Raw genomic sequence first — 26,704 nt, forward strand, 5'->3', positions numbered from 1 at the left:
ATGCTGCGCCGACGGACGCTCGCCGCCAATTCCATCATCATCATCGCCGCCAGCGGCTTGATGACCCCGATTGCCGTCTACATGGCAGTGGGTGGCAATTTCCTGCCGCTGCTGATTGCCGCCATGGCGCTGTTCAGCGGCATGATGACCCTTTCAATGCATCAGCATGGCCGCTTTGAAGAAGCGGTTGCCGGGCAGGTGCATACCCTTCTGGGCATTGGCCTGATCCTGACCCTTGCGGACCCGGCCCTTGCCGATAGCGGCTTGGCGATCGCGCTACTCGCGCCGATCCATGCCTCGCTCCTCGCCCGTCCGAACCTGCGCAAGCTGGCCTGGCTGCTGCTCCTTGGAACCGCCATCCTTGCCGTCAATGCTTCGGCCCTGCACGGCGCTGCCGGTTTGTCGGGTCCCGGGACGATGGAGGGGCTGAGCCTGCTCTGCTTTGCCATCGGCGCCGGTGTCGTTGCCCATTCTGCCCATCGCATCGGCAATGGCTTTGCGGTTTATGACAAGTCGCAGCTGGCGGCCTACAAGCATCTGGTGGAGCATGTGCAGGACGCGGTGATCCGGTTTTCCAGCGATGGAGAAATCCTGTTCCTGTCGCGCTCATCGGAAACTCTGTTCGGTTGCCGTCGCTATGAAATGACCGGCTCCGGCATGGGTGAGCGTATCCATGTGATGGACCGTCCGGCCTATCTCACCGCTTTTGCCGACGCCAATCAGGGTGGCAAACCGCGGACCATCGAAGTGCGCATGCGCCAGGACGATCCCGGCGCCAGCGTCCGTGTGCCCCGGTTCATCTGGGTTGAAGTCAGCCTGTCGCCCGTGGTGGAAGGCGCCATTGCCGGTCTGCGTTTCGAAGTGGTGGCGCTGTTCCGCGACGTCACCGAGCGGCGCGACCAGGCCGCTGCAATGGCCGAAGCCCGCAAGATCGCCGAAGAAGCCTCGATCGCCAAATCGCGGTTCCTGGCCACCATTGGCCACGAACTGCGCACCCCACTCAATGCCGTGGTCGGGTTCTCGGAAATGATGACCAGCGGGATCGGCGGCGAGATGTCACCGACGCATCTGGAATATGCCGGGCTGATCCACCAGAGCGGCACGCATTTGCTCGAAGTAGTGCGGATGCTGCTCGATATGTCGCGCATCGAAGCGGGCAAGTTTGAATTGCAGACCGAAGCGTTTGCGCCCGAAGCGCTGTTGCAGCCCTGCCTGAAAATGGTCGAAGGCGCTGCCCTCAAGCGCGATATTGTGATCCGCACCGATCTGGGCCGGACGCTGCCGCAGCTGGTGGCCGACGAGCGCGCCTGCCGCCAGATCCTGATCAATCTGTTGTCCAACGCGGTCAAGTTCTCCAATGACGGTGGCACCGTAACCGTATCGGTGAAGCGTCAGGGCCAGCATCTGAACCTGTCAGTGTCAGACCAGGGGATCGGCATGTCGCCGGGCGCCGTGTTGCGCATTGGCGAACCCTTCTTCCAGGCCGATGAAGGCCTGTCGCGCAAGTACGAAGGAACCGGCCTGGGCCTGTCCATCGTCAAGGGCCTGGTCGAACTGCATGAGGGCACCCTGCACGCCATTTCCGAATTTGGAGTGGGGACAACCATGACTGTTTTGCTCCCTATAAACGGTCCAGCAATAAAGCCAGCCGACACTGGCAATGTTACGCCTCTCCATCCCGAGCCGGCGCCTTCCCAGACAATCCCATGGCAAGACGAAAAAAGAAAAGCTCTATGACGGCTATCAGTTTTTCCCAACTGCCGCTCGCGGCAGGCGGCGCGCTGGCATCATCTGCCGGGCGCCTGAGCCTTTGGTCGCTGGCCCGCTTTATGCGCGCGCCACTGGCCAATTCTGCACTGATCGCCATGGTGACGCTGACCGCAATGGCCAGCACCAATGCGCTGTATTTCCAGACCGGACGCCATCCGGCGCCGATGTTCGGACAGCCACCCGATGTGCCGGTCGCGATCACCCAGCAGGTGGTGACGCCAGCGATTCGCAAACAGCAGGCCCCGGCGCGTGTGGCGCCGCTGATGCAGAGCACTGAAACCACCGGCAGCGTCACACCAGCGCCGGTCGCGGTGCCATCCGGCCCGGTGGGCAATTCCGACGTCTATGAAGTGCAGAAAAAACTGGCCGAGCTGAACCTGTTTCAGGGCACGGTCGATGGCTATTACGGCCCCAATACCGCCAAGGCGATCCGCGCCTTTGAAGAGCGCAATGGCTACAAGCCGATGGGCGCGATCACGCCCGGCATTGTCGATGCCGTGATGCGTGCCGATGCGCAGGGCATGGTGCCGGTGGCGCAGCAGCAGGTCGTGGCGCCACAGCCGATCGTGCAGAAAGTCGTGGCGCCGCCGCCGGTTCCGGTGCAGTCGCCGGCCGACCGCGTGGTCGCCCGCCTGCCGGTGATTGAGCCGCAGGACCAGATTGGCGAAGCCTTGAGCACGGTGGCTGAATCGGCTGCCGGGACGATCGACTCGATCGTTGCCAGCGTTGATGGCGGCCGCACGCTGCCCGAAGCGCCGGCCATCAAGCCGAAACCGCTGGCGGCGCTGTTGCCGGTCGACAACCAGCCAATGCCCAAGGTCATTCAGCCGGTGGCAGTTGCCCCGGTTGTCGCTGTGCCCGCCCAGCAGGCCGCTGTCGCGCCAGCAGGCGCTGACGTCAATCTCACCGCCAAGGTGCAGCGTGGACTCTCCAGCCTGGGCTTCCTGCAGGGTCCGATCGACGGCCATGCGGGTGAGTCGACCGCCAAGGCGATCCGCAATTTCGAGGTCTATTACAACTACGACGTCACCGGTCAGGTCAGCCCGCAACTGGTTGATATGCTGGTGGCCGCCGGCGCGTCGGTCTAATTGGCGCGGCTGCGCAGCGATCTGTGGTGCGCCGTGTTTGTGCGGCGGCACAATGATCTGGGCAATATCTGCGTCGTCTCACGCCGCGGCGATCCGATCGCCGGGCAGGTGTTCATCGAAGTCGATCACCTTAACGGTACGCAGTCGCTCTATACGCCCGCACCGGCGGTGAGCCTGGATGATAACACTGCCGACCTGGTGTTCCAGCGCCGGCTGTTTCGCGTCGAGCCGGAGAAGGTACGCGCGCGCATTGCCCGCGAAGCCGATTTTGACCCGGATCTATGGGTGCTGAGCCTCGACCATCGCGCCGATGCTATCGGTATCGAGGTGGTGGACTAGCCTCAGCTGGCGCGCTTGGCGCCGATCCTGGCCAGGGCTTCGATGGCCTGTTCGACAATCGGATTGTGCGCCGGAGCCAGCGTGGTGCGGCGGCTGGTGGGGGCGAAGGCCTTGTATTCTGGCTTGGACAGCTCGAGCAGGTTCACTTCGCCGCGCCAGGCGCTCATCAGGAACGCCATCGAATCGGGCGTCACATTGCCGAACATGGTGGCAAAATCGGCCAAAGCGCGCGAGCGCTCGCTGTCATGGGCGGTGGCGTGGATCAGAACCTTCAGCCCGTCATAGGCTGTGCAGCCAAACGCACGCAGAATGACGAACAGGGCAGCCCCGGTTGCATCATGGGCGATCTGGCCGCAGCGCACTTCGTCCAGCCCGGTGATCTGCACCAGCAACTTGGTGACTTCCGGGCGGCGGTTTTCGGAAAACAGCTTCATCAGGGCGCGGGTCAGTTCCTGATTGGCCACCGAGATCATCTCGATGGTCTTCTTGATCGGTGCGTCGGGCGTCTTGCGATGGGCGAAGGCCTGAATGACCTTGATGCGGTGATCATCGGACAGATCAAAGAACGCCGGTGCCAGCAGGGCGCAGTCGAAATCGCCACGATCGGCCAGCGATTCGGCGACCATGTGGTCCATCTGGGCGGAACGGGCCAAGGCGCTGAGGTAAGCGCCACGCGGGGTCACCGAGTGATTGGCGGCAAGGGCCCGATAGACCTTGCGCGAATTCATCTGGAACAGCTTGGCCAGCACCACATTGGTCAGATCGCTGCGTCGCGCAATGGCGCTGGCGGCGGCAACATCATAGCGGGCGATGATATCGAGCAGGGTCGGCTCGGACAGTTCCGGCGCCGAATCGAGGAAAGACACCAGATCTTCGCCGATATTGCTGACGATCAGGCCTTCGAGGGTGGTGGAGAGCGTTTCGGCGCGGCCCAGAATGGCGGCACCCTTGGCACGGGCCTGTGGGCCGGCGATTGGGAACAGGCGGCTGGCGAGCGCCTCAAACTGTTCCATTTCGGGCCCGGTTGGGCGGCCGCGGCGCGCGTAAGCATCGCATGCAGCGATTAAAAGCGTGTTGGTGCGGTCAACTCCGCCGGTCTCGATCAGAAGCTGGAACGTTTCGTAGGGCTGAAAACCAAGCATTTGGGACCGTCGACTCATTAAACGCCGATGAAACTGCGCAAGGTCACTCTTGCCGCCAATTCGTTAGCAGACTGTTAACCTTGACGATCTCTTAATGGGGTTTGCGTGAGGGGCGTCGCGCAAACTGATTTGATCAAGATGCTGCCGCCGATAGGGACGGGGGAGCGGAAAACCTTTGGAGGCCAGCTTGGGAAAGCTCGTCAAACTTGAACAACGTCGACGCGCTACTGCCACTCGGAAACACACTCCAGGTGACGCCCAGATACTGATGTTCACCGGCGTTCGCTATGAACGCTCCAGCCTGCCGGGCCCGACCAAGTGGCTCGACCCGTCCAAACCAAAGCGCAAGCGTGGCTGATCATACTCAAATCGTCGTCCGGGCCGCATCAGTTGCAGCCCTGCTGTTTCTTGTTGGCTGTGTCGCACGACCCACCGGTGACTTCGGACGTGCCGACCCCAGCTTTACCCACGACACCGTGATGCCGGTGGCCGGCAAGTTCATTGCCGATGGCCGCAAGGAGCCGGTCTCGTGGTTCAACCAGACCGACGAAGAAGACGAGATGCACAACCGCGTCTGGCGGTTCCTAGTGGCTGAACACACCAATAGCTGGTTCTACAACATGGCGGTGGAACTGCAGCGCACGCGGATCACTTCGGCGACCGACGACCGGTCCCCGATCACCCAATATTATAGCTGGTTGCAGCAGACGCCGTATAGTTCATCGACCGTCCGCTATTCCACGGTTGGCGCCGATATCCTGGCCGATACCGACACCGTGCCGGGCACCTTCATTGCCATCTGCAAGGTGATCGAGATCGACCGGCAGCGCGCCGCGTCGCGCGACGGGCTGAACGGCCTGGAGCCGGCGGTACGCGACTCGGTTGGCGCCCGCAAATCCGAGAATGACACTTATATTTCCTGGTTTGTCCGGGCGCTGAGCTATCGCTACGCCTCCTACAATTATGCCCTCGACCATTTGCTGGTGGAAACGCCGCATCCGCAGTCGATGGAGGTGGATCGCAAGCTCAGCGTGATGGCGGGCTATGTGGATCGGGCCAATCGGCGCGAATTCTGCCCGGGCGGCGCCATGTCGGCGGCCAATTCCGGCCACGGCATCCCGTCGCGTTACCAGACCCAGCCGATCGACAACGAAGTCATCGCCATCAAATAGCGATGGCGCGGCTCATTGCTTGGGGCCGCAGGTGATCTTGCTCAATTCGGTTTCAAAGCGCGCCCGTACGGCCTGATGCGGCGGGGCCAGGCGGACCACGACGAACAATTGATCCGACGGCGCCTCGACGATCAACAGGCCCTCGGCGATGTCGATCTGCTGCTGGGCCAGCAGCCGGGTCTGGTTGGCATTGAAAATGCCCAATTGCAGGGTGCGGCCAATGCCGTCGCGGTTGGTGGTGGAATAGACGATGGTGCCGGCGCGATTAAAGATCGCCATCGACCAGAAGGCATCGGGCATGATGCCATTGACGAAGGCAGGCCCTTCGGCCAGGTCAAGCTGGCAGAGGCCATAGCTTAACGCCGGATCAAGACTGAACGGATTGGCTTCGCCCGGTTTGACGTCCGGCAGCAGCACGATCTTGTTCCTCGCCTGCAAACCCTCGACGCGCGTCCAGATGGTGCGATCGGCCAGCGCCGGCAGGGTCAGGATCACCGCGATATGGATGATGCCGCCCAAAACGGCACCGGCCAGCAGCCAGAGGAGGGTACGGGTCACAGGCACTCCTCCTTGATGATGGCGGGCATGGTGGTCTGGGCCGAGGAAATACCCGACGACACCACGGTGTCGTAAAGCGTCAGCACCAGCGAGAACGGACCATTCCCAGTCAGTTCCAGCCAGTTCAGCGGCGCCAGGCGCTTGCCGACATACAGTACGATGGCGCCATCATTACTCCGCGCAATGGCGGTGGAGCGGATGGTGGCGGTGCCATCGGGACGCGCCAGATTGACCCCGCTGGGACCAATGGCCGAGAGGGTCCAGAACGCCGCGACCGGGGTTTTGCCCTGAATGCGATAGGTGCAGTCGCGGGTCAGCGGCATTCCATCACTATCGGCCGCGGCAGTAAATTGCAGGCCTTCGCCAATGCCCAGTTGCAGGCCGGCGACGCGGGCCAGATGGGCTCTTGTATAGGGGTTCGGTTCAGCCGAGCCGACATCCGGCCAGGCGGCCCATGGGCCGGCCTGCAGCACACCGAACAGGCGGCCATCGGTGAGCGCATACCAGCTCAGGCCAAAGCCCACGCTAAGCGCCACTACGATCATCGCCAGCAGGTGGAACACGAAGCGCAAGGATCAGGCGCCCGTCTTGGTTGGTCGGAACATCGATGGTCGGCCTGCGCGCTGCAACTGTATGGAAAGCCTATAGCAACGGGCAGGAGCCGGCGGAAGCGGATTCAAGGGATGGGGGCGGATTGGGCGTAGCCGTCAAAGCGAGACAAGGCGGAGCGTGGCCCGAACATGCAGCGCAACACGATCATGCCTCAGCAGCCGGACCAGAGCCTCTTCCATGATAAGAAAGTTGAGAGTTGGGTGCGGAGCCACACGATCCGGGCTTCCCACCCCCTCCCTTGATCCCTCCCCGCAAGGGGGAGGGTTCCGACTGCGATTTCTCAGCAAGAACCAGACCATCATTGGAGCGTGACCGCGAATTTGTATAACCGTTATTCTTGCATTCACCCTTTCATGCGATTTTGTGTAATCATCAGAAGGGGATATCATGTTCAGGATTTTGGCACTTGCCGTCACGTCGCTGTTTTCGATCGGCTCTGCCAATGCAGCCGACCTGATCATAGGTGACCCGAGCGCCCCTGTGGTGCTGACCGCCGCCGGGTTCGACTGGACAGGCTTTTACGCTGGCATCAATGGTGGCTACACGTCGGGGCAAGCTGCCTCGGTGGGCGTCGTGACGTTCGTCACGACCAATGTTCCGATCACCGGCGGAATGCTCGGCGTCAACGCCGGCTATAATGCCCAGTTTTCCAATTTCGTGCTCGGTGTCGAAGGCGATGTCGCCTGGTCTGGCGCCAGCGGCTCCGCCGTCTGCACCGCCAATGCCGCCTACACCTGTCAGGGCGCCCTCAACTGGCTTGGCACGATCAAGGGTCGCGCCGGTATTGTTGTCGACAGCCTGCTGTTTTTCGGGACTGCTGGTCTTGCCGTCGGTGGTGCGACAGCCAGCCTAAACCCTGTAGCGCCCGGCCTGACCAGTACTTATTCCGGCACGATGACCGGATGGACGGTTGGTGGCGGTGTTGAAGTTGCGGTGACGGAAGCGATTTCGGTCAAGGCCGAGTACAGCTATTTCAGCATGGGCGGCCTGCAGGCCCCCGTCGGCACGTTGTCGGGCGTTCAGGCCTCCGATCTCAGCTCGATCAACCATGTGGTCAAGGTTGGGGTGAACTTTCACTTCTAGGCTGCCCCGGGCCTGATCGACTTGATTAGCGGGTCAGAACGAATTTTCGCCTTTGCGGGAGTGATGTTGTGCTCGCAATGGGTATTTATCATGGCTCATAACCCCCACCCTTGATCCCTCCCCGCAAGGGGGAGGGTGTCGACTGGCACATGCGGGTAGATGAATTTCCGGATGCAATTGCCCTCCCACGAGGGGGAGGGAGACGGCGAGCACAGTGCAGGCGGCTGAAACTTCCATACCTGTTGCCCTTGGCGATGGATTTTGCGACTAGGTGGTCAGACCTTACCTGGGTGGCAACCGATGAAAACGATCAAACTTTCCAATACCGACGTGGATGTGTCGAGCGTGACGCTCGGGCTGATGCGCATTCCGCCGATGAGCGATACGGAAATCCAGACGCTGTTCGGCGCGGCGCGCGATAGCGGGGTCAATGTGTTTGACCACGCCGATATCTATGGCACCCACCGGCATGAATGCGAGGAGCGGTTTGGCAAGGCGATCACGCTGTCGGCCAGCGAGCGCGACAAGGTTTTGATCCAGAGCAAGGTCGGCATCCGCAAGGGCTACTTCGATTTTTCCAAGGAACATATCCTCGCCACTGTCGATGAATCGCTGGCGGCGCTGCGCATGGACTATCTCGATATCCTGCTGCTGCACCGGCCCGATACGCTGATGGAGCCCGAAGAAATTGCCGAGGCGTTCGATATTCTGGAAGCTGCCGGCAAAGTGCGGTTCTTTGGCGTTTCCAACCAGACGCCGGGGCAGGTGGATCTGCTCAAGACCGCGGTAAAGCAGAAGCTGGTGGTCAACCAGGTGCAGCTCAGCATCACCCATGCGTCGCTGATCGCTTCGGGTATTTCGGCCAATATGGCGGGGCTGGATCAATCGATCGACCGCGACAACGACATGCTCAATTATGCGCGGATCAACAAGATCACCCTGCAAGCGTGGTCGCCGTTCCAGAAGGGGTTCTTCGATGGCGTCTTCCTCGGCGATCGCAAGGATTTTGCCGAACTCAATGATGTGATCGACGCGCTGGCCAAGCACTATGGCGTAACCCCGACGGGTATTGCGGTGGCGTGGATCGCGCGGCATCCGGCCAATATCCAGACCGTGCTGGGCACCACCAATCCGCAGCGCGTCATCGACAGCGCCGCCGGGTCCGATGTGCAGCTGACGCGTGAGGAATGGTACCGGCTGTTCACGGCGGCGGGGCATGTTTTGCCGTAAGGCGGAGGACGCTGGCACACGATCAGTGTCGATCTCGCTTCCCTCCCCCAAGGGGGAGGGTGATCACCGGCGAGCGAAGAAGATTACTACATCTTCACAAAATCCACCGACTTGCAGGCGATCAACTGGCATCCGGTCAGGCGCATCTTGCCGCTGCTGACCAGCGTCACCGACCCCGACACCTTCTGGCCGCCGTAGTTCACGGTGCCGCGCCATTTGTTGGGCGAACTCACCCTGGCGCCCTGTACCACCAGCCTGTTGAGCTGGCTGAGGTTTGCCGGAGTCCGCGCATCGGCGCGCAACCAGGTCAGCTTAGCGCAAAGCTGGGTGCCGTCACCGCACAGGCTCACCGCGTAGCGGGATTCGCCAGTGGTGGTCTGCCAGTTGCCGACCGGGCTTGGGTCCTGGGCGAAGGCGGGCGTCGCAAGGCTCAGAACCAGGCCCAGCGCGGCAAGTACTTTGGTAAAGGTCATCGTCGTTTCCTCGGTTTGGGAACCGCTCCAGCCTCGCGCCGCTGTCGGCAGCGCCTTGTGGGAACGGTTCGATTGGGTTGAGCGAACACATGCCACCCGCTGCCTGAACTCATCGCGAACCCGCCGTTCAGATTGGGTTCATGGGTTAGCCAGCAAATGCGGCCCGGACATGACCCGTCGGGTCTAGCGCCGACCAAACCGCCGCTGGGCATCCATCGCCAGCCCCAGCCCGACACTGCCCAGCACGTCCGTGCGCACCATTTGCGCTGCGGGAAACATCGCCTCAAGCCGCCGGGCGATCGCCGGCACCTGCGTCGAACCACCCGTCAGGATGACGCTGTCGATCGCCTCGGGTCCGACCCCCGCCTGCGCCAGCGTTTCGTCCACCGTGGCGGCAATCCGGTCCACCGGGTGTTTCAGCGCCGCCGTCAGGTCGCGCACCGTCATCGGCGTCTGGATCCGCACCGCATCGACGTCAAACACGAAATCGATCGCATCGGCATCCGACAGCGCAATCTTGGCCGCCTCCACCGCCCCGATCAAACGGTGGCCCAGCCGCTTTTCCACCACCGCCACCAGCCGGTCCACCAGGTCGGGTCGCTTGGCCTCGCGGCTGGTACTGCGCAAGTCCCGCAGCGTCTGTGCCGTATAAAGCCGGTTGATCCGGTGCCACGTCGCCAGGTCGAAATACGGCGCCGTCGGCAGATGCCGCTTGCCGTCGCGGGTCATGGTACCCAGCCCGAGTTCGGGCATTACCTTGCCGGTCGCCAGCAGCCGGTCGAAGTCGGTACCGCCGACATGCACGCCCGCCGTCGCCAGAATATCGTCGCTGCGATCGGATTTTTTAGCGCGTTCCGGGGAAACCCGCACCACTGAAAAGTCCGAGGTGCCGCCACCCAGATCGACGATCAGCACCAATTGCTCGCGCGTCGTCTGCCGCTCGAAGTCCAGCGCCGCCGCGATCGGCTCGAACTGGAACGCGATGTGCTTGAACCCCTGCGCCCGTACCGCCTGTTCGAGCTGGCCCTGCGCCTGCCGGTCCGCCACCGGGTCGCCATCGACAAACTGCACCGGTCGCCCGACCGTCACGCTGTCGATTTCCCCACCCAGTTCAGCCTCGCCCCGCCGCTTCACCTCGGCCAGAAAGATGCCCAGAATATCGAGAAATCCCAGCGTGCGCGCCTTCACTCGCGTGGTATCGCCAATCAGGGCGGTGCCCAGCACGCTTTTGAGCGAACGCATCAAGCGCCCTTCGGCCCCGGTGACATATTCGGCCACAGCTTCGCGGCCAAAATGGATCGCATCGTCCTCGAAGCCGAAAAACAGCACGCTGGGAATGGTCGGCTTGCCGTCCTCAAGCGCCAAAAGGCGCGGCGCACCATTGGTGTCGGCGATCCCGAAAGTGGAGTTGGAAGTGCCGAAATCGAGCCCGCAGGCAAAGGTCATGATCGGGCCGCCTGTCACAAAGGGACGGCCCCTATAAAGCCCTGCGGCGCATTTGGAAAGGTGTCGGCCGCAGAAAGGCTCAGGCCGCCTTGCGGGGCTGATCTTTGCGGGTCTTGGCCTTGCGCAGGTCCACAGCCTCGATGCGGTTCAGCCCGCGCCATTGCGCCTTGCTCAGAGCGCCATTGGCCGCCTCGAAGAACCGACGATCCAGCCCGCCGGCGGGGTTGCTCACGGCAATGCCGATGCTGACGGTGACGACGCCGGCATGGCTTTCCTTGTGGATGATGGCATCCTCGTAGATCGCCGAGGCAATCTTTTGCGCGGCGACCCGTGCCATCAGCACCGGATAGTCCGGCAGCGCCACCACAAACTGGTGGCGGCCAAGGCGGAAGCAGGTATCACCCTGGCGCGGCAGCGTGGCGCCAACGGTCTCGAACAGGCTTGCCGCCACATCTTCGGCAGTGGCCCGGCCATAGGCGCTGAAATATTCGGTAAAGCGGTCGATCTCGATGACCAGCAGCGACAGCGACACATGCCTGGCCGCAGACGCCTGCCAGGCTTCCAGCAAATGTTCTTCCAGCGGCGCACCGAGGCGCGGCTTCATGCCCAATGACCGCGCAATCGCCGCCTTGCCATAGGCAGGCACGGGCTGCGCAGGTTGCCCCTGCGGCCGCTTGGCGCCCAGCGCTCCGCGAATTCGAGCCCAGAATGGCCCGTTTCCAGCCTGCATCAGATTTGCGTCGGTCATGACCTGCCTGTTCTGGGCTGAGCAAAGTTAACCCGAACATCACGCCACACTATGGTTAATGCATCGTAAACCGGTGGCTCACAGTTCCTCTGGCGGTTCCCATTCGGGCCAGTCGACGGCGTGTTCTTCCCATTCGCCGGGTTTGACGTCGAGTTCGGAAAAGGTGCGGCCTTTGACCGATACGCCCACATCGATCACCGTCTGTGGATCGCCCGACACCAGCGGGTGCCACCAGGCCAGGCCCTTGCCCTCGGCGATCCGGCGATAGGCGCAGGTCGTCGGTATCCATTTGATTTCGGTGACGTTCTGCGGGGTCAGCTTGATGCAGTCGGGCACCTGTTTCTGCCGTCCGGGATAATCGGTGCAGGCGCAGGTTTGCCCGTCGAGCAGCTTGCAATGCACGTCCGAGGTGATCAGCAGGCCGCTGTCTTCGTCCTCGAGCTTGATCAGGCAGCAGCGACCGCAGCCATCGCAGAGCGATTCCCATTCGGCGGGGCTCATCTCATCGAGCGATTTTTCTTCCCAGAAGGCCATCTTAACCGTGCGTATGGTTCATCGTGTTGCGGGTTTGCGCTTGTGCGGCGCACGGCGCAATCATATTCAGGCGATTGCCTTGTCATTGCGGCGCCCCTGATCAAATCATGGCGCGCTCACCAGGGCCAGCACAGGCGTTTGCGAATGCAGGATCCGTTCTACAGCAAAGAGAAGCGCCGCAAGAAGTCCGGCATGCTGGCAGCGGATGCGTGGCTGGATTCATCGCTGTACGAATTCGGCCAGTCGCTGGGTCGTGGCTATACCAAAATCCAGGACTTCTTCTCGATCTTCCGGGTTTCGGGGATCAAGCGTCTGGTTGTCGAAATCCTGTCCGATGGGCTGACCTTCGGCTCGATCGGCGCGGTCCTCGTCGTCATGCTGGCTTTGCCGGCCTTTGACGCCACTGCTACAGGCGAGTTCAACAAGGCCGAAGACTATTCAGTGGTGTTCCTTGATCGGTTCGGCACCGAAATCGGCCGTCGCGGCATCCGCTCGGACGATAGCGTGGCGCTATCGGATATGCCCGACTATCTGATTAAGGCGACGCTGGCGACCGAAGACCGCCGCTTTTACGACCATTTCGGCGTCGACGTGGTCGGCACGCTGCGCGCCATCATGAGCAATGCCCAGGGCGATAATGGTACGCAGGGCGGTTCGTCGATCACCCAGCAATTGGCCAAGAACCTGTTCCTGTCGCCCGAGCGCACCATCGAGCGCAAGATCACCGAGGCCTTCCTCGCGGTATGGCTGGAGTGGCACTACAGCAAGGACGAAATCCTCAAGCTCTATTATGACCGCGCCTATATGGGCGGCGGCAATTTCGGCGTCGCGGCTGCTTCGGAATATTACTTCGGCAAGAAGGTCACCGATATCAACCTGTCGGAAGCGGCCATGCTGTCCGGCCTGTTCAAGGCGCCCACCAAGTTCGCCCCGCATGTCGATCTGGCGGCGGCGCGCGGCCGCGCCAATGTGGTGCTGACCAATATGGTCAATGCCGGCTTCCTCACCGAAGGCCAGGTTACTGCCGCGCGGCGCCATCCGGCCTCGCCGATCAACCGCACTGAAGATATCAATTCACCCAACTACTTCCTCGACTACACCTTCGAGGAAGCCAAGAAGCTGATCGAGGCCAGCCCGCACACCTCGAACAATTTCGTGGTGCGCACCACGATCGACACCACGCTGCAGAAATACGCCGAGGAAGCCGTCACGTCTGTGGTGCGCGAGAATTCCGAGCAATACAAAGTCCAGCAGGCGGCGATGGTCGTTACCGACACCGGCGGCGCCATCCGCGCCATGGTCGGCGGCACCGATTACGGCAAAAGCCAGTTCAACCGCGCCATCGTCTCGACCCGCCAGCCGGGCTCAGCCTTCAAGATTTTCGTCTATTCCGAAGCCTTCGAGCAGCTCGGCCTGACCCCCACTGACACGATCACCGATCATCCGGTGTGCATTGGTGATTGGTGTCCGCAGAATTATGGCCGCAGCTACAAGGGCAAGGTGACGCTGATCAGCGCCTTTTCCCAATCGCTGAATACCGTGCCGGTGACGCTCTCGATCAAAACCGGGCGCGAGCCGATTGCCGCCCTCAGCCATCTGATGGGCCTGCGCGCCGATTATCCGATCACCCGCTCATTGGCGCTTGGCGTCGCCAATGTATCGGTGCTGGACATGACCTCGTCCTACGCCGCGATGGCCAGTGGCGGCTACAAGACCCCGGCCTATGGCATAACCCGGATCACCACGCTGAACGGCGACACCGTGTTCGAGGCCCATCCCGATGCGCCGCGCGAGCGCATCCTCAAGGAAACCACCGTCCAGTATATGGACCAGATGATGCGTTCCGTCGTCACCAGCGGTACTGGCCGCCGCGCCGACGTGCCGGGCGTGCCGGTGGTTGGCAAATCGGGTACCACCTCCTCCTACCGCGATGCCTGGTTCTGCGGTTTCACCGGCAATTACGTGGCTGCCGTGTGGATGGGCAATGATGACTATACCCCGATGAACAACGTCACCGGCGGGGTCCTGCCTGCCACCATCTGGCAGAAGTTCATGGCCTATGCCCACACCAATATCGAGATCAAGCCAGTGATCGGCGTCGATTTCACCCCGGTCCAGAACATCGTCGCCGCAGCCGATCCGGCCGCCGTGGCCGAACCGGCAGAGCAGCGTCCGCCCAGCCTGACACCCAATGCGGCCAAAAAGCTGGTCGAACTGGCCGACATGCTCAAGCTCGCGCGCAGCAATATGTCCCCCATCGCCGACCAGGCAGTGGCCGCGCCGGCGGGCAGCGGCGGCGGTTGAGGCCGGGCGATGCCCGCACAACGCTCAAGCGCCGCCAAACTTGCTGCCCGCGCCTGGGTCGAGGTCAGCGACCTGCTAGACCTTCAGCTCTCCCCTCTGGGATTGCGCGCCATTGACGCGCTCGCCCCGGTGCCCGGCGAGATCATTGTCGATATCGGCTGCGGCGCGGGACAATCCACCGTGCAACTTGCCGCTCGTGTTGGCCCCACGGGGCGGGTCATCGGTCTGGATATTGCGCCGGAACTGCTGGCCGTTGCCCGGCACCGGTCCACCGCCTTGCCCCAGCTCAGTTTTGTCGAAGGCGATGCAGCATTGGCCCACCTGCCGGACCAGAGCATTGACGGCCTGTTCTCGCGTTTCGGCGTGATGGCGTTTGCCGACCCGATTGCCGCGTTTGCCAATTTCCGCCGCATGCTCAAGCCGTCCGGCCGGCTGGCCTTTGTCTGCTGGCGCGCGCTTGCCGACAATGAGCTGGACCTGCTGCCGATCCAGTCGGCGGGCCTTGATGCCAAGATCGATGCAACGCCATTCAGTTTTGCCGACCCCACCCACATCCGCCACGTTCTTGAAACTGCCGGCTTCCAGCATGTGACAGTTTCGCCCCACGACGAAATGGTCTCCAGCGGCACTGCAGACGATATGGCCACGGTCCTGCTCCGCGTCGGCCCACTGGGAAAGATCCTTCGGGAAAACCCGGACTTGCTGGCCACTGCCGAACCCCGCCTGCGCGCGGCGCTGGCCCACCGCACCAACCACGGTCAGGTCAGCCTCAACGCCGCAACCTGGATCGTGACAGCCGATCAGGTGATCAGCGGCAGCGGTTAAAGCCACCCGATATTTGGCGTGACCTGGCAGCCGGCACCCCCTCCCTTGCGGAGAGGGGGCAAGGGAGGGGGTGAGCAGCGCGCACCAATACCTCCGTTAATGAGATGGGGCGGCCGGCAGTCCCATCGCATGGCGCCCTTGAGCCCGCGACGCTTGCGTCGGGACGTCACCAATGCTTTACGGACACCATGTTTCATGGCCGCCTCCTCAACCGGGGGCGGCCATCTCTTACGACAGGTCTGAAAACCATGATTCGTCTTGAAAGCATCGGCAAGCAGAACGGCAAGCAGATCGTGTTTATCGATGCTTCTGCCGTGCTGCAAAAGGGCGAAAAGGTCGGCCTGGTTGGGCCTAACGGCGCGGGCAAGACCACGCTGTTCCGGATGATCACGGGCGAAGAGCAGCCCGATGAAGGCCAGGTTTCGGCTGACCGGGGCATCACTATCGGTTATTTCAGTCAGGACGTGGGCGAAATGGGCGGCCGCAGCGCGGTGTCCGAAGTGATGGACGGCGCCGGGCCGGTCAGCACGTTGATCACCGAAATGCGGGCGCTGGAAGCCGATATGGGCGATCCGGACAAGGGCGACCAGATGGACGCCATCATCGAGCGCTATGGCGAAATCCAGCACCAGTTCGAAGAACTCGACGGCTATTCGCTGGATGGTCGCGCCCGCGAAGTGCTGGACGGTCTGGGCTTTTCGCAAGCGATGATGGATGGCGATGTCGGCGCGCTGTCGGGCGGCTGGAAAATGCGGGTGGCACTGGCCCGCATCCTGCTGATGCGGCCCGATGCGCTGCTGCTGGACGAGCCGAGCAACCATCTGGATCTGGAAAGCCTGATCTGGCTCGAAGCGTTTTTGCAGAACTATTCGGGCGCGCTGTTCATGACCTCGCACGACCGCGAATTCATGAACCGCATCTGCACCAAGATCGTCGAGATCGACGCCGGATCGCTCACCACTTATTCCGGAAATTACGAATTTTACCAGCAGCAGCGGGCGATTGCCGAAAAGAACCAGCAGGCGCAGTTCGAGCGGCAGCAGGCGATGCTGGCCAAGGAACTGGATTTTATCGCCCGGTTCAAGGCGCGTGCATCGCATGCTGCACAGGTGCAGAGCCGGGTGAAAAAGCTCGACAAGATCGACCGGGTCGAGCCGCCGAAGCGCCGCCAGACGGTGGATTTCGAGTTTCGTCCGGCGCCGCGTTCGGGCGACGATGTGGCGCTGCTCAAGGGCGTGTCCAAGAGCTATGGCACCCGCAGCATCTATGATGGCCTGGATTTCCATGTGCGCCGCAAGGAACGCTGGTGCATCATGGGCGTCAACGGCGCTGGCAAATCCACCCTGCTCAAGCTGGTGACCGGTACCGCCGATCCCGATCAGGGCACAGTGACGCGCGGGCCATCGGTAAAAATGGCGTATTTCGCCCAGCACGCGATGGACGTGATCGATGGCGACCTGACGGTGTTCCAGCAGCTGGAAAGCTCGTTCCCGGCGGCGGGGCAGGCGCCGCTGCGGGCGCTGGCTGGAGCCTTCGGGTTTTCGGGCGACGAGATCGAAAAGAAATGCCGGGTGCTGTCGGGCGGTGAAAAGGCCCGGCTGGTCATGGCGATGATGCTGTTCGATCCGCCCAATTTCCTGGTGCTGGACGAGCCGACCAACCATCTCGACATCGCCACCAAGGAAATGCTGATCACCGCGCTCAGCGCCTATGAAGGCACCATGCTGTTCGTCAGCCACGACCGCCATTTCCTCGCTGCGCTCTCCAACCGCGTGCTGGAGCTGACGCCGGAGGGCGTCCACGTCTATGGTGGTGGTTATACGGAATATGTGCAGAGCACCGGGCAAGAGGCGCCGGGATTGCGGAGCTGAATGCTCCCAACGAGTTTGGCCTATGGATAGCGTTGCCATATAGCCCTACCCACCAGACGGCACCTCCCCCTTGACGGGGGAGGTTGGGAGGGGGTGTGCGGAGCCTCGATATCGTGGCTCACCTACCCCCACCCTTGATCCCTCCCCGCAAGGGGGTGGGTGTCGACTGCGAATTCGGCGGGCCGAATTTCAAAGTGTGCGCGCCGGCACGCGCCCAAAAAACCTATCCCGCTTATCCAATCAATCCCCGCGTGCCGCTGATCTGGTAGTGTTCTGGCATGGTCGAGAAATTGGGTTGAAACGGCGGCCTTCGGTGGCCTTCCCGTTCGGCCAGATAATCAAACGAGTCACTGGTGCCGGAGCGCTATGCTGTCACCGTTTTCAATGGCGTAACGGCCGTGCGGTCGATCGATTGTTCGATGCCGTCGGCGATCTATTCCGCCACTCAGCAGGCCGCCGATTTTGGCGCGCTGCCGACCAGCTTCAGCTTCAAGATTGGCCAGGTCAGCCCGGTCTATGGGCCGGGCCATGCGGCCACAGGAGTGTTCAATGGCTAGGACGCGGTTCGATTTTGCCTCGATCTGGTGCTGGCGCAGGAGGGCGGTTATGCCGACCACCCCGCCGATCCGGGCGGCGCCACCAATCTAGGAATAACCCGCAAGACGCTGGCACGCTGGCGGGCGGTATCGCCCTGGTGGGCGCTGCCCAAAAGCGAAGTCAAAGCGCTGGGCGAACCGAGGCCGCCAGGATTTATCGCGCTGGCTACTGGGACCGCTGCAAAGCGGAGAGTTTGCCGGCGGGCCTCGATCTGGCGTTGTTCGACTTTGCAGTCAATTCCGGCCCGGATCGGGCGATCAAAACGCTGCAGGCGCTGCTCGGCGTGGTTGCCGACGGCCAGATCGGGCCGGTGACGCTGGCGGCGATCAACGCAGACAAGCGTGGCGCCGCCGGATTGAGCGCCGCGCTGTGCGATCGACGACTGGATTTCCTGACCCGGCTTTCAACCTTCGCAGTGTTTGGCAAGGGCTGGCATGCCCGGGTCGCCGCCATCCGAAAGGCCGCGCTGGCAGCGGCACCCATCCCCTTACCCACCGATAACTGGAGCACGACCATGACTTTTCTGACCGGCTACAAGACCTATATCGTTGCCGCCTTCATGCTGCTGGCCGGCGCCGCGCAACTGCTTGGCGTCGACCTGCCAACGCTCGACGGTGCCTCGTCCGGCCACATGATCATGGAAGCATTGGCGGTGATCTTCCTGCGCCGGGGGATCAAGTCGGAGATTGGAAATGCCTAGCCGCTGTACCACGAAGGGCGCGTTGATTGCGGAAATGGCAGGTCGTTGCTATATATGACCAACTAAATGGTCAGGACGCTAAGATGAGCACATTCAATCTGGCTGAAGCAAAAGCGCACCTAAGTGCACTTGTGGCAAAGGCCGAAACTGGTGAGCCCGTCGCTATAACGCGGCGGGGCAAGCCAGTCGCGCAACTGATTGCCGCCAAGCCGGTTCGAAAGGCGATTTCGCGCGCGGACCTGAAAGCGATCAGCGAGACTATGACCCTGCAGACCCAGGACGCGGGCGCGCTTCTGCGCGAAATGCGAGACGGCGAGCGGTACTGATGCTGTATGTCGACACCTCGGTTCTGGTTGCTGCGCTGACCAACGAAGCTACGACCCACCGCATGCACGTCTGGTTGTCCGATCAGAATGCCGACGATCTCGCGATCAGCGAATGGGTGACAACGGAGTTTTCTTCTGCTCTGTCGATCAAGGTCAGGACCCGCCAGATCGAGCCATTGCAGCGGAATCTGCTGCTGGCCGGGTTCAATCGGCTGATCGCGGACTCGTTCGCGGTGCTGCCGATCAATATTGCCCACTTTCGGACGGCTGCCCGTTTTGCCGACCAGTACGGACTGGGGCTGCGTGCGGGAGATGCGCTGCATTTGGCAGTTGTCGTCGAGCACGGTGCAAGGCTCTGTACCCTGGATAAAAAATTGTCCGAAGCGGGCACGGCTTCGGGTGCTGATGTCGTTCTGCTATAATTCCAAAGCATTTACGCGTGTTCGAGTGCGTCGCGAGCAAGAGCTTTTGACATCTGCGCCCCATTCATGTCCCATTCAGCAACATCGACGTAGATTGCCGGCATGAAACAGATACACCCCAAAGTAATGGCACTGAAGGCGCTTGCCGTGGCGCTGGTCTTCGCATTGGCTGGTACCAGTGCGTTTGCCGACTGCCTCGACAAGCGGCAGATTCAGGATGCCGTGTCGTCTGGCCAGATCCAGTCGCTCGATAGCGTGCTGTCATCGGCTGGCATCGACCAAAGCCAGGAAATCCTCTCCGTTCAGGTATGTGACGAGGGCGGACAACTGGTTTATATTATCGGTGTCTTGAGCCCCGACGGGCAGGCCCAGAACCTGACCCTGAACGCGCAATAAGATCGATTTGAGAGCGGGGGCCGGCGCATGCGCATTCTGGTTGTGGAAGACGATACCAATCTTAACCGCCAGCTCAAGGAAGCGCTAACCGAAGCCGGCTATGCCGTCGACGTGGCGTTTGATGGCGAAGAAGGCCACTTTCTGGGCGATACCGAGCCCTATGACGCAGTGGTGCTTGATATTGGCCTGCCGCAGATGGATGGGCTGAGCGTGCTCGAAGAATGGCGCCGCGCCGGCAAGACCATGCCGGTGCTGCTGCTGACGGCGCGCGATCGCTGGAGCGACAAGGTGCAGGGTATCGATTCGGGTGCAGATGACTATGTCGCCAAGCCCTTTCACATGGAAGAAGTGCTGGCGCGTATTCGGGCGCTGGTGCGCCGTGCGGCCGGACACGCCTCCAACGAAATCGTCGCTGGCGCTGTGCGGCTTGACGCGCGCTCCGGCAAGGTGACGGTCGATGGCCAATCGGTGAAGCTCACCAGCCACGAATTGCGGCTGCTGAGCTATCTGATGCACCATAAGGGCAAGGTGATTTCGCGCACCGAACTGACCGAGCATCTCTACGACCAGGACTTTGACCGCGACAGCAACACCATCGAAGTGTTTGTCGGCCGCCTGCGCAAGAAGCTGCCCGAAGAGTGCATCCAGACGGTGCGCGGGCTCGGCTACCAGATCGCGGACGACTAACCTTGGATATCAAGCGCTGGCGGGAGCGCTGGCAAAGAGGCTCCATCGCTGCCTCGCTATTCTGGCTGTCGGCCGGCTGGCTGGTGCTGGCGCTGGTGGCGACCGGATTTTTGCTGACGGATCTCTATTCCCGTGCGCTCGACACCAGCCTTTCAGAAACGCTGGAGTTCCACGTCGAAAGCCTGGCCGGCGCGCTGCTGGAAACCGCCGACCCGCTCAACGACAGCATCCGTCTCAATGATCCGCGCTTCGATCGGCCGCGCTCGGGCTGGTACTGGGCGATCCGCGATGACAGCGGCAAGTTGATCAATCTTTCGACGTCCGTGGTTGGCATCGACCTCCCGGTCATTGCCGCGGCTGGCGACCAGAACGGCCTGCGCACCGCAGTGATGGACGACGTATTCGGCACCAGGATGCGCGTGGTCGAACGCCCGGTGACGGTGGGCAGGATCACCTACCAGATCATCGTCACCGGCAGCCTGACTGAAATCCTGCAACTGGTTGGCGATTTCCGCGGGCAGGCCTTCATCGTGCTGGGTGCCGTGGGCGCCATGCTGGCGATCATGAGCGCCCTTGTGGCGCGTTTTGCGCTGCGCCCGATCGGACGGTTGCGCGCTGCCATCGAACGCGTGCGTGAGGGCGACAGCGGCGAAGTTGATGGCACCTATCCGCAGGAAATCGCCCCGCTGGCCGAGGAGGTCAACGAGTTGCTGCGCTCCAATGCGCAAATCATCGAACGAGCCCGCAATCAGGTGGGCAATCTGGCCCATGGGCTGAAAACGCCCATCGCCGTGCTGCGCAACGAGGCGGCGGCCAAGAAGGGTGCGCTGGCCGACGTGGTGCTGGCCGAGAGCGAAAAGATGAGCAGCATGGTCGCGACCTATCTGGAGCGCGCCAGGCTGGCAGCGCGCACTTCAGTGGTGGGCAAGAAGGCCGACCCGACCATGATCATGCTGCGCCTGGCGCGGGTGATGGGCAAGATCCATCCCAATGTTACTGTCGCCTTCCAGCGCCCGGATGCTTCTCTGCCCTGGTTCCGGGGCGACGAGGCCGATCTCGAAGAAATGGCTGGCAACCTGCTCGACAATGCCTGCAAATGGTCCAAGGGGCAGGTGGGGGTGCGCCTGCTGAGCGAACGCTCCGGCAGCGGCACGATGCTGTTGATCCGCATCGACGATAATGGACCCGGCCTGAGCGAAGAAGACGCCAAGAAAGTGTTGCGCCGCGGTGTCAGGCTCGATGAGAAAACGCCGGGCAGCGGATTGGGTCTCGATATCGTCAAGGAACTGGTCGATGTGTACGGCGGTAGTCTGGAGCTGAAGCCTTCGGCTTTGGGCGGATTGCTGGTGGAATTGCGGCTGCCCACTGCACGCTTGGGTGGCATGACGAAAACGTGACGCACTTTTGCCGCAATAGACCCTAAAGAACACCTGACCTGCACGAGACCCCGCACATGACCAAATCGATCCGCATTGCACTGCCCCTGTTGGCTCTGATCCTGTCTGGCTGCGCCAGCACGACCCAGTACAATGTCGCGCAGGCGCCAGCCGCCGCGCCGGTGATGGCAGCGCCCGTGCTGAGTGGCCCGACGCCGGCGCAGACCACTTTGGCTGCATTGCAGACCACCAACGTGTCTTCGGGCTTTATCGATCCGGGTGCCGCGTCGCTGATGAGCGCCGCTGATAATTCGGCTGCCAATAGCGCGCAGTTTTACGCATTGCAGTTCGGTCGCCCCGGCGCCCCGCGCGCCTGGACCGGCGGCAAGGGCACGACTGGCGCCGTTACCGTTGGCCCCTATGTTCGCGTCAACAATCTGGACTGCCGTGATTTCACCCACACGGTGCGGATCAACGGCCAGGAATTCACCCGCAAGGGCACGGCATGTCGCGAACAGACCGGCAATTGGACCGTGGTGCCGACCGCCGCCTGAGGGCTGGGAAGGTCCTGATTTCGCAGCCGAATAGGGATTGTTTACCTTGATGGGCTAGGCTGATGGAATCGCGTGTTCCATTAGTACCATTGCCAATGCCCCCAGCGACGTCCCGCCAAGCCACTGAAGCAGCCCAGACCCCGTCGGCCTCAAGCCGGACTGCGGGCAAGGCGCTGGCTCGCCCGTTTCTCGGCATGATCGACCCGGTGCTGGTCGATGATCCCGCCGACTACCCATTCCCTGGCTCCATCGGCCGCAAGCAGGCGCAGGCGATCTGGATCTGGGTCGCGCGTGATTTGTGCGGCGATATCATCGACATGGACCGCGTCGAGCGCAGCGTCATGGATGTCAGCGAAATCGAACCGCTGATGCCCCAGATCATGACCCGCATGCGTGAGGCCGTCGCTGAGGCGGGTTCCAAGATCGAAGCTGCGCGTCGTATCCGCACCCAACTGGGCGGCGATGAGGCCTATGAACGCCTGCCGGTGATGCTGAACGCCCTGCGCTGCCGGGCGCTGCTGATCAAGGCGCAGGGCTTTGGCAAGGCCGCCAATACCATTCCGGACGAGGCCGCACTTGGGGTGGCGTTGCAATCCATGCCATTGCAGGACCCGCAGGTCGCCGCACTCTTGCTGCACGCCGCCGTCGGCCAGGTGGTCAATCCGAGCCGTCTGGTTGCCGCCGTTGTGCGACTGGTGGGCAATGGCGACGAAGCGGCCATTGTCCGCTCCGGTTTCGGTCCGCTGATCGATGCCCTGCTTGCTCATGCGCAGAGCAATATCTGCGCCCTGCAACCGATTGGCCCCTTTGCCGATATCGATCTGATCTGCCGTTCGCTGGATCGTTTCCACAAGCTAATCCGCGCCGTTACCGGCTATGTCAGCGTGCAACGCGGCAGCCGCTGGGGCACCGTGCTCGGCGCCCTCACCAAGCGCATCTCCGAGCGGATCGAGCCGCGCCTGCGCGATGTCGTTCCCAATATCAACCAGTCGCTGCGCAAGGGCCGCGAGGGCGCCGACCGGCTCGACACGGACCAGTTGCTGGCCGCGCTTAACGGCATCTATCTGCTGGGCACGATCCGCGATTGCCGCGACTCGCTGGCCCTCAATGCGGTGTTCGAACAGGCCTGGAACCAGTCCGGCGAAGCGCTGGAAATGCACATCGGCCGCAATCTCGATGCACTGCGCCTGAACCCGGATGACAAGCTGACCGGCACGCGGCTCGACTTCGGCATCAAGATGGCCGAAATTCGCTTCAATCCCGAATATGCCGAAACGCTAAAGCGGGCCCGCACCGCTGCCGAGCGCCGCAGCTGAGTTTGTCGCGTCGAACCGAGCAGTGATCCGGGCCGCAATCGAGCGGCCCTGATCGTTGACTGTAATGCCGTCTCCGGGCTTGCAATCATCCTTGCCGATCAAGGCCACCACCGCTTCCGCGTCGGTGCTGACCACAGCGCCGATCGCCAGGCGCGGATCGTGGCCATCGGAATTGAGATAGATCAGCGATCCGACATCGAGCGCCCGCGCTTCATTGGCGGCAATGACCCACAATTGTGGCCGCGCCCCAAACCGCCCGGCAAGGTATGGCGGCACGATTGCTGCCGGGGCGTCCGCTGGCGAGCGGCTCGTGGGGATAAGCGAGATCAGATCCATCGATGAGGTCGTCCGCTCCATGGCGATGGTGCCGGCATGAGCCGGTTCGATAGCCCCCAATTGTACACCGGCGGCGATATCGCAGATGCCGAAGGCCTGTGGTTGCTGTGCCAGCGACCAAGGCTCCGGGCGACGGAACGGCCATCTGGAAGTGGTCGCCGGAGGCAGAGCGATCAGGCTTTGACCAGCATCGAGATAGCTGGAAAGACTGCCTTTGCCCTGGGTGATCGGGGTGGGATCGTCCAGCGTTTCGTAGATCGGGTCGATGCGCTTTTCGTGGATCGCTTTGCGTTTGCGCTTGAACAGCAAATTGACCGCATCCACGCCGCTTTGCTGGCAGGCCTGCTTGCTGAACCAGCCCGCCGCCGCGCCGGCCAATACGACACCGGCAGGGCCGGCGGCTGCTTCGATCCGGTGGTTTTCCGCGTTCCATTGGCTGCTGCCGCCCCCCGCATGCCACGGCGATAGCTCCGGCTGCCAGCCACCGCAGACAATGAACTGGTCGGCAACGATGGCCGGTTCGTCGCTGTGATAGCCTTCAAATGCCAGTTGCAAGGTGATTGACAGGCCGGCTTTGCCTGCCGATGACGCGCGCGCCGGGGCCATGCCCGACGCCTGGGTGATGCCATAGGCCTTGGCGAATTCGATGAAACGCGATTGGGGCCGCGGCCGCGTATCGGCGATGCGCAACACCTTGATGCCGGCATCGCTCGCCTGCATCGCCAGCCGATAAGGCGCGCCCGCCACCGTCGACAGCACGGCGCTGGCGCCGGTCCAGACGCCATAGCGTCGCGCCCGCTCGAAGGCCTCGGTGACACCGATCACGCCGGGGAGGCGGTTACCGGGGAACACCGGCAGGCGTTCGAGTGAGCCGGTGGCCAGGACCACGGCCTTCGACACCAGCGTCAGTATTTTGCCGATCGGGCGGCTGCCCTGCAGTTGCACCTGATGAACTTGCACCCGACCCGCGCGGATCGAGATGGCTTCGGCACGCAGCAAAATGGTGATATTGGGCAAGGCAGCAATTTCGGCGATCGGGCGCGCCACGCTTTCAGCCGGGGTTTCCTCGCCCTCCATGGTGCCGAACAGCGCGCCTTCACCACCAAGGCTGGCCTGCCGCTCGACCACCACCACCGCGCTTCCGGCCTTGCCCGCAGCGATCGCTGCATTCATGCCGGCGACGCCACCGCCCACGACAATCAGATCATAATCCGTGTGGCCCTCACTCGGCCCGTCCAGCCACGGCTGCACCAGGCGATGGCCCGGATCGAGCTTGAGGCCGAGCGTCTGCGAGCGGCGATGCGCCATGGTATCGAACAGGTCGCGCCCGGACGCGCTGCCTTGGGTGCGCAGTTCCGCGCCATCAACCGCCGGCGTGCGGGCCATCGGCAAGGTCTGCGCGGCAGCGCCGGCAAAGCCAAGATCGAGCACCGATGGCGAAAACCGCTCGCTCAGCGCCAGCGCCTCGCCGCGATAGGTGCCAATTGCCTTGATCCCGGCAGCCAGCGCAGCGCTCAGCACCGTATCACCGGCAAAGCCGTGAATGGTGCGCCCGTTCAGCTTGAACCGCAGCGGCCGGGCGCGATCAATGGCGCTGCCACCCAGCAGATGTGGCGTCTCGACGCCAAGGCGATGCGGTTGATACTTCACGGCGCCAACCCCGGTGCGTAATCGGCCACCAGCGATCCGGCGTTGTCGCGAACGTCGCGATGGCCGAAATAGCCGCTCTCTTCGGCCGATGCGGACCCGGCCAGCCAGCGGGCCAGAGCGGGAGCCATAAATGCCCCGGTCGGCCCCATCCCCGCAATGATTTCGGGACCGCCGAACTGCAATCGTCCGATAAACTGGGCGCCATCGCCGGTGCGCAAATGCTGGAATTTGCCCAGCCCGGCCAGCCGCAGATGCGCATGATTTGCCAACAGGCCGCCCGCCTGCGCCAAAGCGTCATCTGCACCAGCCGCCACCAAGGCTGCGACAGCCCTGGTCGGCCCTTGGCTCAGCGTCAGCGCCCGATCAATCTGCATCATCACCGGCGCCAGCAGTGGCCCCGCAGGCTCGGTCAGCAATACGGTGCTCGCGTACTGCCGCAACTGCTGGCCGAACAACGTCTTCGCCACCATGGTTATGATCGAGTTGTCATCGGCCAGCACGGCGCGTTCCGCGCGGAGGGTGTTCCCTTCGGTCGCGATCTCGGCGCCACCGCTGCTGTTGAACGTCACCTGCACCTTGCTGGCAGCGAGCCGTTTGACCCCGTTGCGCTGCAGCCAGGTCGATAGCATCGGCTGGGTCCTGGCGCGATCCAGCCAGATCGCGTCCCGAAACAGGATCCCATCGCGGTCCATGCCCATGGCGCCGGTGGCCAGCCGCTCCACATGCTGCCCAAAGCCATGCGCCACATGCCGGATATAGGCCAGCGCCTGCTTGCCCTCGGCCGTTTCGGCAAACAGGACGGGATCGATGCGCTCAATCCCGGCCTTGGCCCCGATCCGCACCAGCAATTTGGTGGTTTCGCTCACCGCCTGGCGCAGCAGGGCCCAGGTTTCGGGCCGGGTGAACGCGCCGATCGACAAATCCATCGCCGAATTCAGCCCGAAGACCGACCGGTCGGCGCTGATCAGCACGATGCGCTGGCGATGCTGGCTGGCCAGCAGCCCGGCGAGCAGTTGCGCCAGCGGATCGCTGCCAAAAATGGCGAAATCCACTGGCCCGTCGCTCATCTGGCCTGCCAAATGTGAGCGACCTGTGGCAATCCGTCCCCCTCAACAGCGCGTGTTTTTATGGTTTTCCGCCGCATTCCGC

At 62.6% G+C, this 26,704-nt stretch carries 27 protein-coding genes and 2 pseudogenes; 20 read left to right on the plus strand and 9 right to left on the minus strand.

Features of this window, described 5'->3' with window-relative positions; all coding sequences use genetic code 11:
• The 3 genes from ABIT12_RS05815 to ABIT12_RS05825 are packed head-to-tail and all read left to right on the plus strand — an operon-like array spanning window position 1 to window position 3,197.
• Window positions 1-1,737, plus strand: coding sequence for a PAS domain-containing sensor histidine kinase (locus ABIT12_RS05815; RefSeq protein WP_348042070.1), 1,737 nt, complete (start codon window positions 1-3; stop codon window positions 1,735-1,737).
• Window positions 1,734-2,858, plus strand: coding sequence for a peptidoglycan-binding domain-containing protein (locus ABIT12_RS05820; protein ID WP_348042071.1), 1,125 nt, complete (start codon window positions 1,734-1,736; stop codon window positions 2,856-2,858). Before ABIT12_RS05815 ends, ABIT12_RS05820 begins: the two co-directional genes overlap by 4 nt.
• Window positions 2,859-3,197 (plus strand): DUF1491 family protein, encoded by a 339-nt coding sequence (locus ABIT12_RS05825; protein WP_348042072.1) that lies wholly within the window; start codon window positions 2,859-2,861, stop codon window positions 3,195-3,197.
• Window positions 3,198-3,199: 2 nt separating this feature from the next.
• On the opposite strand, the gene ABIT12_RS05830 is transcribed toward ABIT12_RS05825, so the two are convergent.
• The gene (locus ABIT12_RS05830) at window positions 3,200-4,210 is read right to left on the minus strand and encodes a DUF2336 domain-containing protein (protein WP_348042073.1); all 1,011 of its coding nucleotides are present in this window, start codon (window positions 4,208-4,210) and stop codon (window positions 3,200-3,202) included.
• A gap of 479 nt (window positions 4,211-4,689) precedes the next feature.
• Between ABIT12_RS05830 and ABIT12_RS05835 the strand changes: the two genes are divergently transcribed.
• Window positions 4,690-5,511 carry a hypothetical protein gene (locus ABIT12_RS05835; RefSeq protein ID WP_348042074.1) on the plus strand — a complete coding sequence of 274 codons (822 nt, stop codon included), beginning with the start codon at window positions 4,690-4,692 and terminating at the stop codon, window positions 5,509-5,511.
• A 12-nt stretch (window positions 5,512-5,523) separates the two neighbouring features.
• On the opposite strand, the gene ABIT12_RS05840 is transcribed toward ABIT12_RS05835, so the two are convergent.
• Window positions 5,524-6,069, minus strand: a complete 546-nt coding sequence (locus ABIT12_RS05840; protein WP_348042075.1) for a hypothetical protein — start codon at window positions 6,067-6,069, stop codon at window positions 5,524-5,526.
• Window positions 6,066-6,632 carry a DUF1214 domain-containing protein gene (locus ABIT12_RS05845; RefSeq protein ID WP_348042114.1) on the minus strand — a complete coding sequence of 189 codons (567 nt, stop codon included), beginning with the start codon at window positions 6,630-6,632 and terminating at the stop codon, window positions 6,066-6,068. The genes ABIT12_RS05840 and ABIT12_RS05845 overlap by 4 nt, the downstream gene beginning before the upstream one ends.
• A gap of 436 nt (window positions 6,633-7,068) precedes the next feature.
• Here ABIT12_RS05845 and ABIT12_RS05850 point away from each other — a divergent pair, with 436 nt between their 5' ends.
• Both ABIT12_RS05850 and ABIT12_RS05855 read left to right on the plus strand, forming a co-directional pair.
• Window positions 7,069-7,764 carry an outer membrane beta-barrel protein gene (locus ABIT12_RS05850; protein WP_348042076.1) on the plus strand — a complete coding sequence of 232 codons (696 nt, stop codon included), beginning with the start codon at window positions 7,069-7,071 and terminating at the stop codon, window positions 7,762-7,764.
• A 300-nt stretch (window positions 7,765-8,064) separates the two neighbouring features.
• Window positions 8,065-8,994: an aldo/keto reductase gene (locus ABIT12_RS05855; protein ID WP_348042077.1), complete on the plus strand. Its 930-nt coding sequence runs from the start codon at window positions 8,065-8,067 to the stop codon at window positions 8,992-8,994.
• Between the two features lie 86 nt (window positions 8,995-9,080).
• On the opposite strand, the gene ABIT12_RS05860 is transcribed toward ABIT12_RS05855, so the two are convergent.
• The 4 genes from ABIT12_RS05860 to ABIT12_RS05875 all read right to left on the minus strand — a co-directional run bounded on the left by ABIT12_RS05860 (window position 9,081) and on the right by ABIT12_RS05875 (window position 12,195).
• Window positions 9,081-9,467, minus strand: coding sequence for a hypothetical protein (locus ABIT12_RS05860; protein ID WP_348042078.1), 387 nt, complete (start codon window positions 9,465-9,467; stop codon window positions 9,081-9,083).
• Between the two features lie 183 nt (window positions 9,468-9,650).
• Window positions 9,651-10,913 (minus strand): Hsp70 family protein, encoded by a 1,263-nt coding sequence (locus tag ABIT12_RS05865; RefSeq protein ID WP_348042079.1) that lies wholly within the window; start codon window positions 10,911-10,913, stop codon window positions 9,651-9,653.
• Window positions 10,914-10,992: 79 nt separating this feature from the next.
• Window positions 10,993-11,661, minus strand: a complete 669-nt coding sequence (locus ABIT12_RS05870) for a GGDEF domain-containing protein (RefSeq protein ID WP_348042080.1) — start codon at window positions 11,659-11,661, stop codon at window positions 10,993-10,995.
• Window positions 11,662-11,739: 78 nt separating this feature from the next.
• On the minus strand, window positions 11,740-12,195 hold the full coding sequence (locus ABIT12_RS05875; RefSeq protein ID WP_348042081.1) for a YcgN family cysteine cluster protein: 456 nt from the start codon (window positions 12,193-12,195) through the stop codon (window positions 11,740-11,742).
• Between the two features lie 144 nt (window positions 12,196-12,339).
• Here ABIT12_RS05875 and ABIT12_RS05880 point away from each other — a divergent pair, with 144 nt between their 5' ends.
• From ABIT12_RS05880 to ABIT12_RS05945, 14 genes and pseudogenes are all read left to right on the plus strand, one after another.
• Complete coding sequence (locus tag ABIT12_RS05880; RefSeq protein ID WP_348042082.1) at window positions 12,340-14,499, plus strand: PBP1A family penicillin-binding protein; 2,160 nt, start codon at window positions 12,340-12,342, stop codon at window positions 14,497-14,499.
• A 9-nt stretch (window positions 14,500-14,508) separates the two neighbouring features.
• Window positions 14,509-15,324, plus strand: a complete 816-nt coding sequence (locus tag ABIT12_RS05885; RefSeq protein ID WP_348042083.1) for a methyltransferase domain-containing protein — start codon at window positions 14,509-14,511, stop codon at window positions 15,322-15,324.
• A 248-nt stretch (window positions 15,325-15,572) separates the two neighbouring features.
• Window positions 15,573-17,195, plus strand: coding sequence for an ABC-F family ATP-binding cassette domain-containing protein (locus ABIT12_RS05890; protein ID WP_348042084.1), 1,623 nt, complete (start codon window positions 15,573-15,575; stop codon window positions 17,193-17,195).
• Window positions 17,196-17,548: 353 nt separating this feature from the next.
• The gene (locus ABIT12_RS05895) at window positions 17,549-17,752 is read left to right on the plus strand and encodes a hypothetical protein (RefSeq protein ID WP_348042085.1); all 204 of its coding nucleotides are present in this window, start codon (window positions 17,549-17,551) and stop codon (window positions 17,750-17,752) included.
• A 27-nt stretch (window positions 17,753-17,779) separates the two neighbouring features.
• Window positions 17,780-17,833: pseudogene (locus ABIT12_RS05900) on the plus strand (glycosyl hydrolase 108 family protein); the annotation flags it as partial.
• Window positions 17,834-17,889: 56 nt separating this feature from the next.
• Window positions 17,890-17,976 (plus strand): annotated as a pseudogene (locus ABIT12_RS05905) (hypothetical protein); the annotation flags it as partial.
• 9 nt (window positions 17,977-17,985) lie between these two features.
• Window positions 17,986-18,492, plus strand: a complete 507-nt coding sequence (locus ABIT12_RS05910; protein ID WP_348042115.1) for a putative peptidoglycan-binding domain-containing protein — start codon at window positions 17,986-17,988, stop codon at window positions 18,490-18,492.
• Window positions 18,493-18,575: 83 nt separating this feature from the next.
• On the plus strand, window positions 18,576-18,818 hold the full coding sequence (locus ABIT12_RS05915; RefSeq protein WP_348042086.1) for a type II toxin-antitoxin system prevent-host-death family antitoxin: 243 nt from the start codon (window positions 18,576-18,578) through the stop codon (window positions 18,816-18,818).
• Entirely contained in the window at window positions 18,818-19,240 is a 423-nt protein-coding gene (locus ABIT12_RS05920; protein WP_348042087.1) for a type II toxin-antitoxin system VapC family toxin, read from the plus strand. The genes ABIT12_RS05915 and ABIT12_RS05920 overlap by 1 nt, the downstream gene beginning before the upstream one ends.
• A gap of 102 nt (window positions 19,241-19,342) precedes the next feature.
• Window positions 19,343-19,636 carry a hypothetical protein gene (locus ABIT12_RS05925; RefSeq protein WP_348042088.1) on the plus strand — a complete coding sequence of 98 codons (294 nt, stop codon included), beginning with the start codon at window positions 19,343-19,345 and terminating at the stop codon, window positions 19,634-19,636.
• 27 nt (window positions 19,637-19,663) lie between these two features.
• A complete protein-coding gene (locus tag ABIT12_RS05930) occupies window positions 19,664-20,323 on the plus strand; it encodes a response regulator transcription factor (RefSeq protein WP_348042089.1) in 660 nt (219 codons plus the stop codon).
• A gap of 2 nt (window positions 20,324-20,325) precedes the next feature.
• On the plus strand, window positions 20,326-21,720 hold the full coding sequence (locus ABIT12_RS05935) for a HAMP domain-containing sensor histidine kinase (RefSeq protein WP_348042090.1): 1,395 nt from the start codon (window positions 20,326-20,328) through the stop codon (window positions 21,718-21,720).
• A gap of 56 nt (window positions 21,721-21,776) precedes the next feature.
• Window positions 21,777-22,253 carry a hypothetical protein gene (locus ABIT12_RS05940; RefSeq protein ID WP_348042091.1) on the plus strand — a complete coding sequence of 159 codons (477 nt, stop codon included), beginning with the start codon at window positions 21,777-21,779 and terminating at the stop codon, window positions 22,251-22,253.
• Window positions 22,254-22,348: 95 nt separating this feature from the next.
• The gene (locus tag ABIT12_RS05945) at window positions 22,349-23,569 is read left to right on the plus strand and encodes a hypothetical protein (protein WP_348042092.1); all 1,221 of its coding nucleotides are present in this window, start codon (window positions 22,349-22,351) and stop codon (window positions 23,567-23,569) included.
• Here the strand turns inward: ABIT12_RS05945 and ABIT12_RS05950 are convergent.
• Window positions 23,531-25,555, minus strand: coding sequence for an FAD-dependent oxidoreductase (locus tag ABIT12_RS05950; RefSeq protein ID WP_348042093.1), 2,025 nt, complete (start codon window positions 25,553-25,555; stop codon window positions 23,531-23,533). The two genes, ABIT12_RS05945 and ABIT12_RS05950, sit on opposite strands and share 39 nt — an antisense overlap.
• Window positions 25,552-26,622, minus strand: coding sequence for a hypothetical protein (locus tag ABIT12_RS05955; RefSeq protein WP_348042094.1), 1,071 nt, complete (start codon window positions 26,620-26,622; stop codon window positions 25,552-25,554). Before ABIT12_RS05955 ends, ABIT12_RS05950 begins: the two co-directional genes overlap by 4 nt.
• Window positions 26,623-26,704 lie beyond the last annotated feature (82 nt).

It is taken from the genome of Devosia sp., from assembly GCF_039927955.1.
GTDB lineage: Bacteria > Pseudomonadota > Alphaproteobacteria > Rhizobiales > Devosiaceae > Devosia.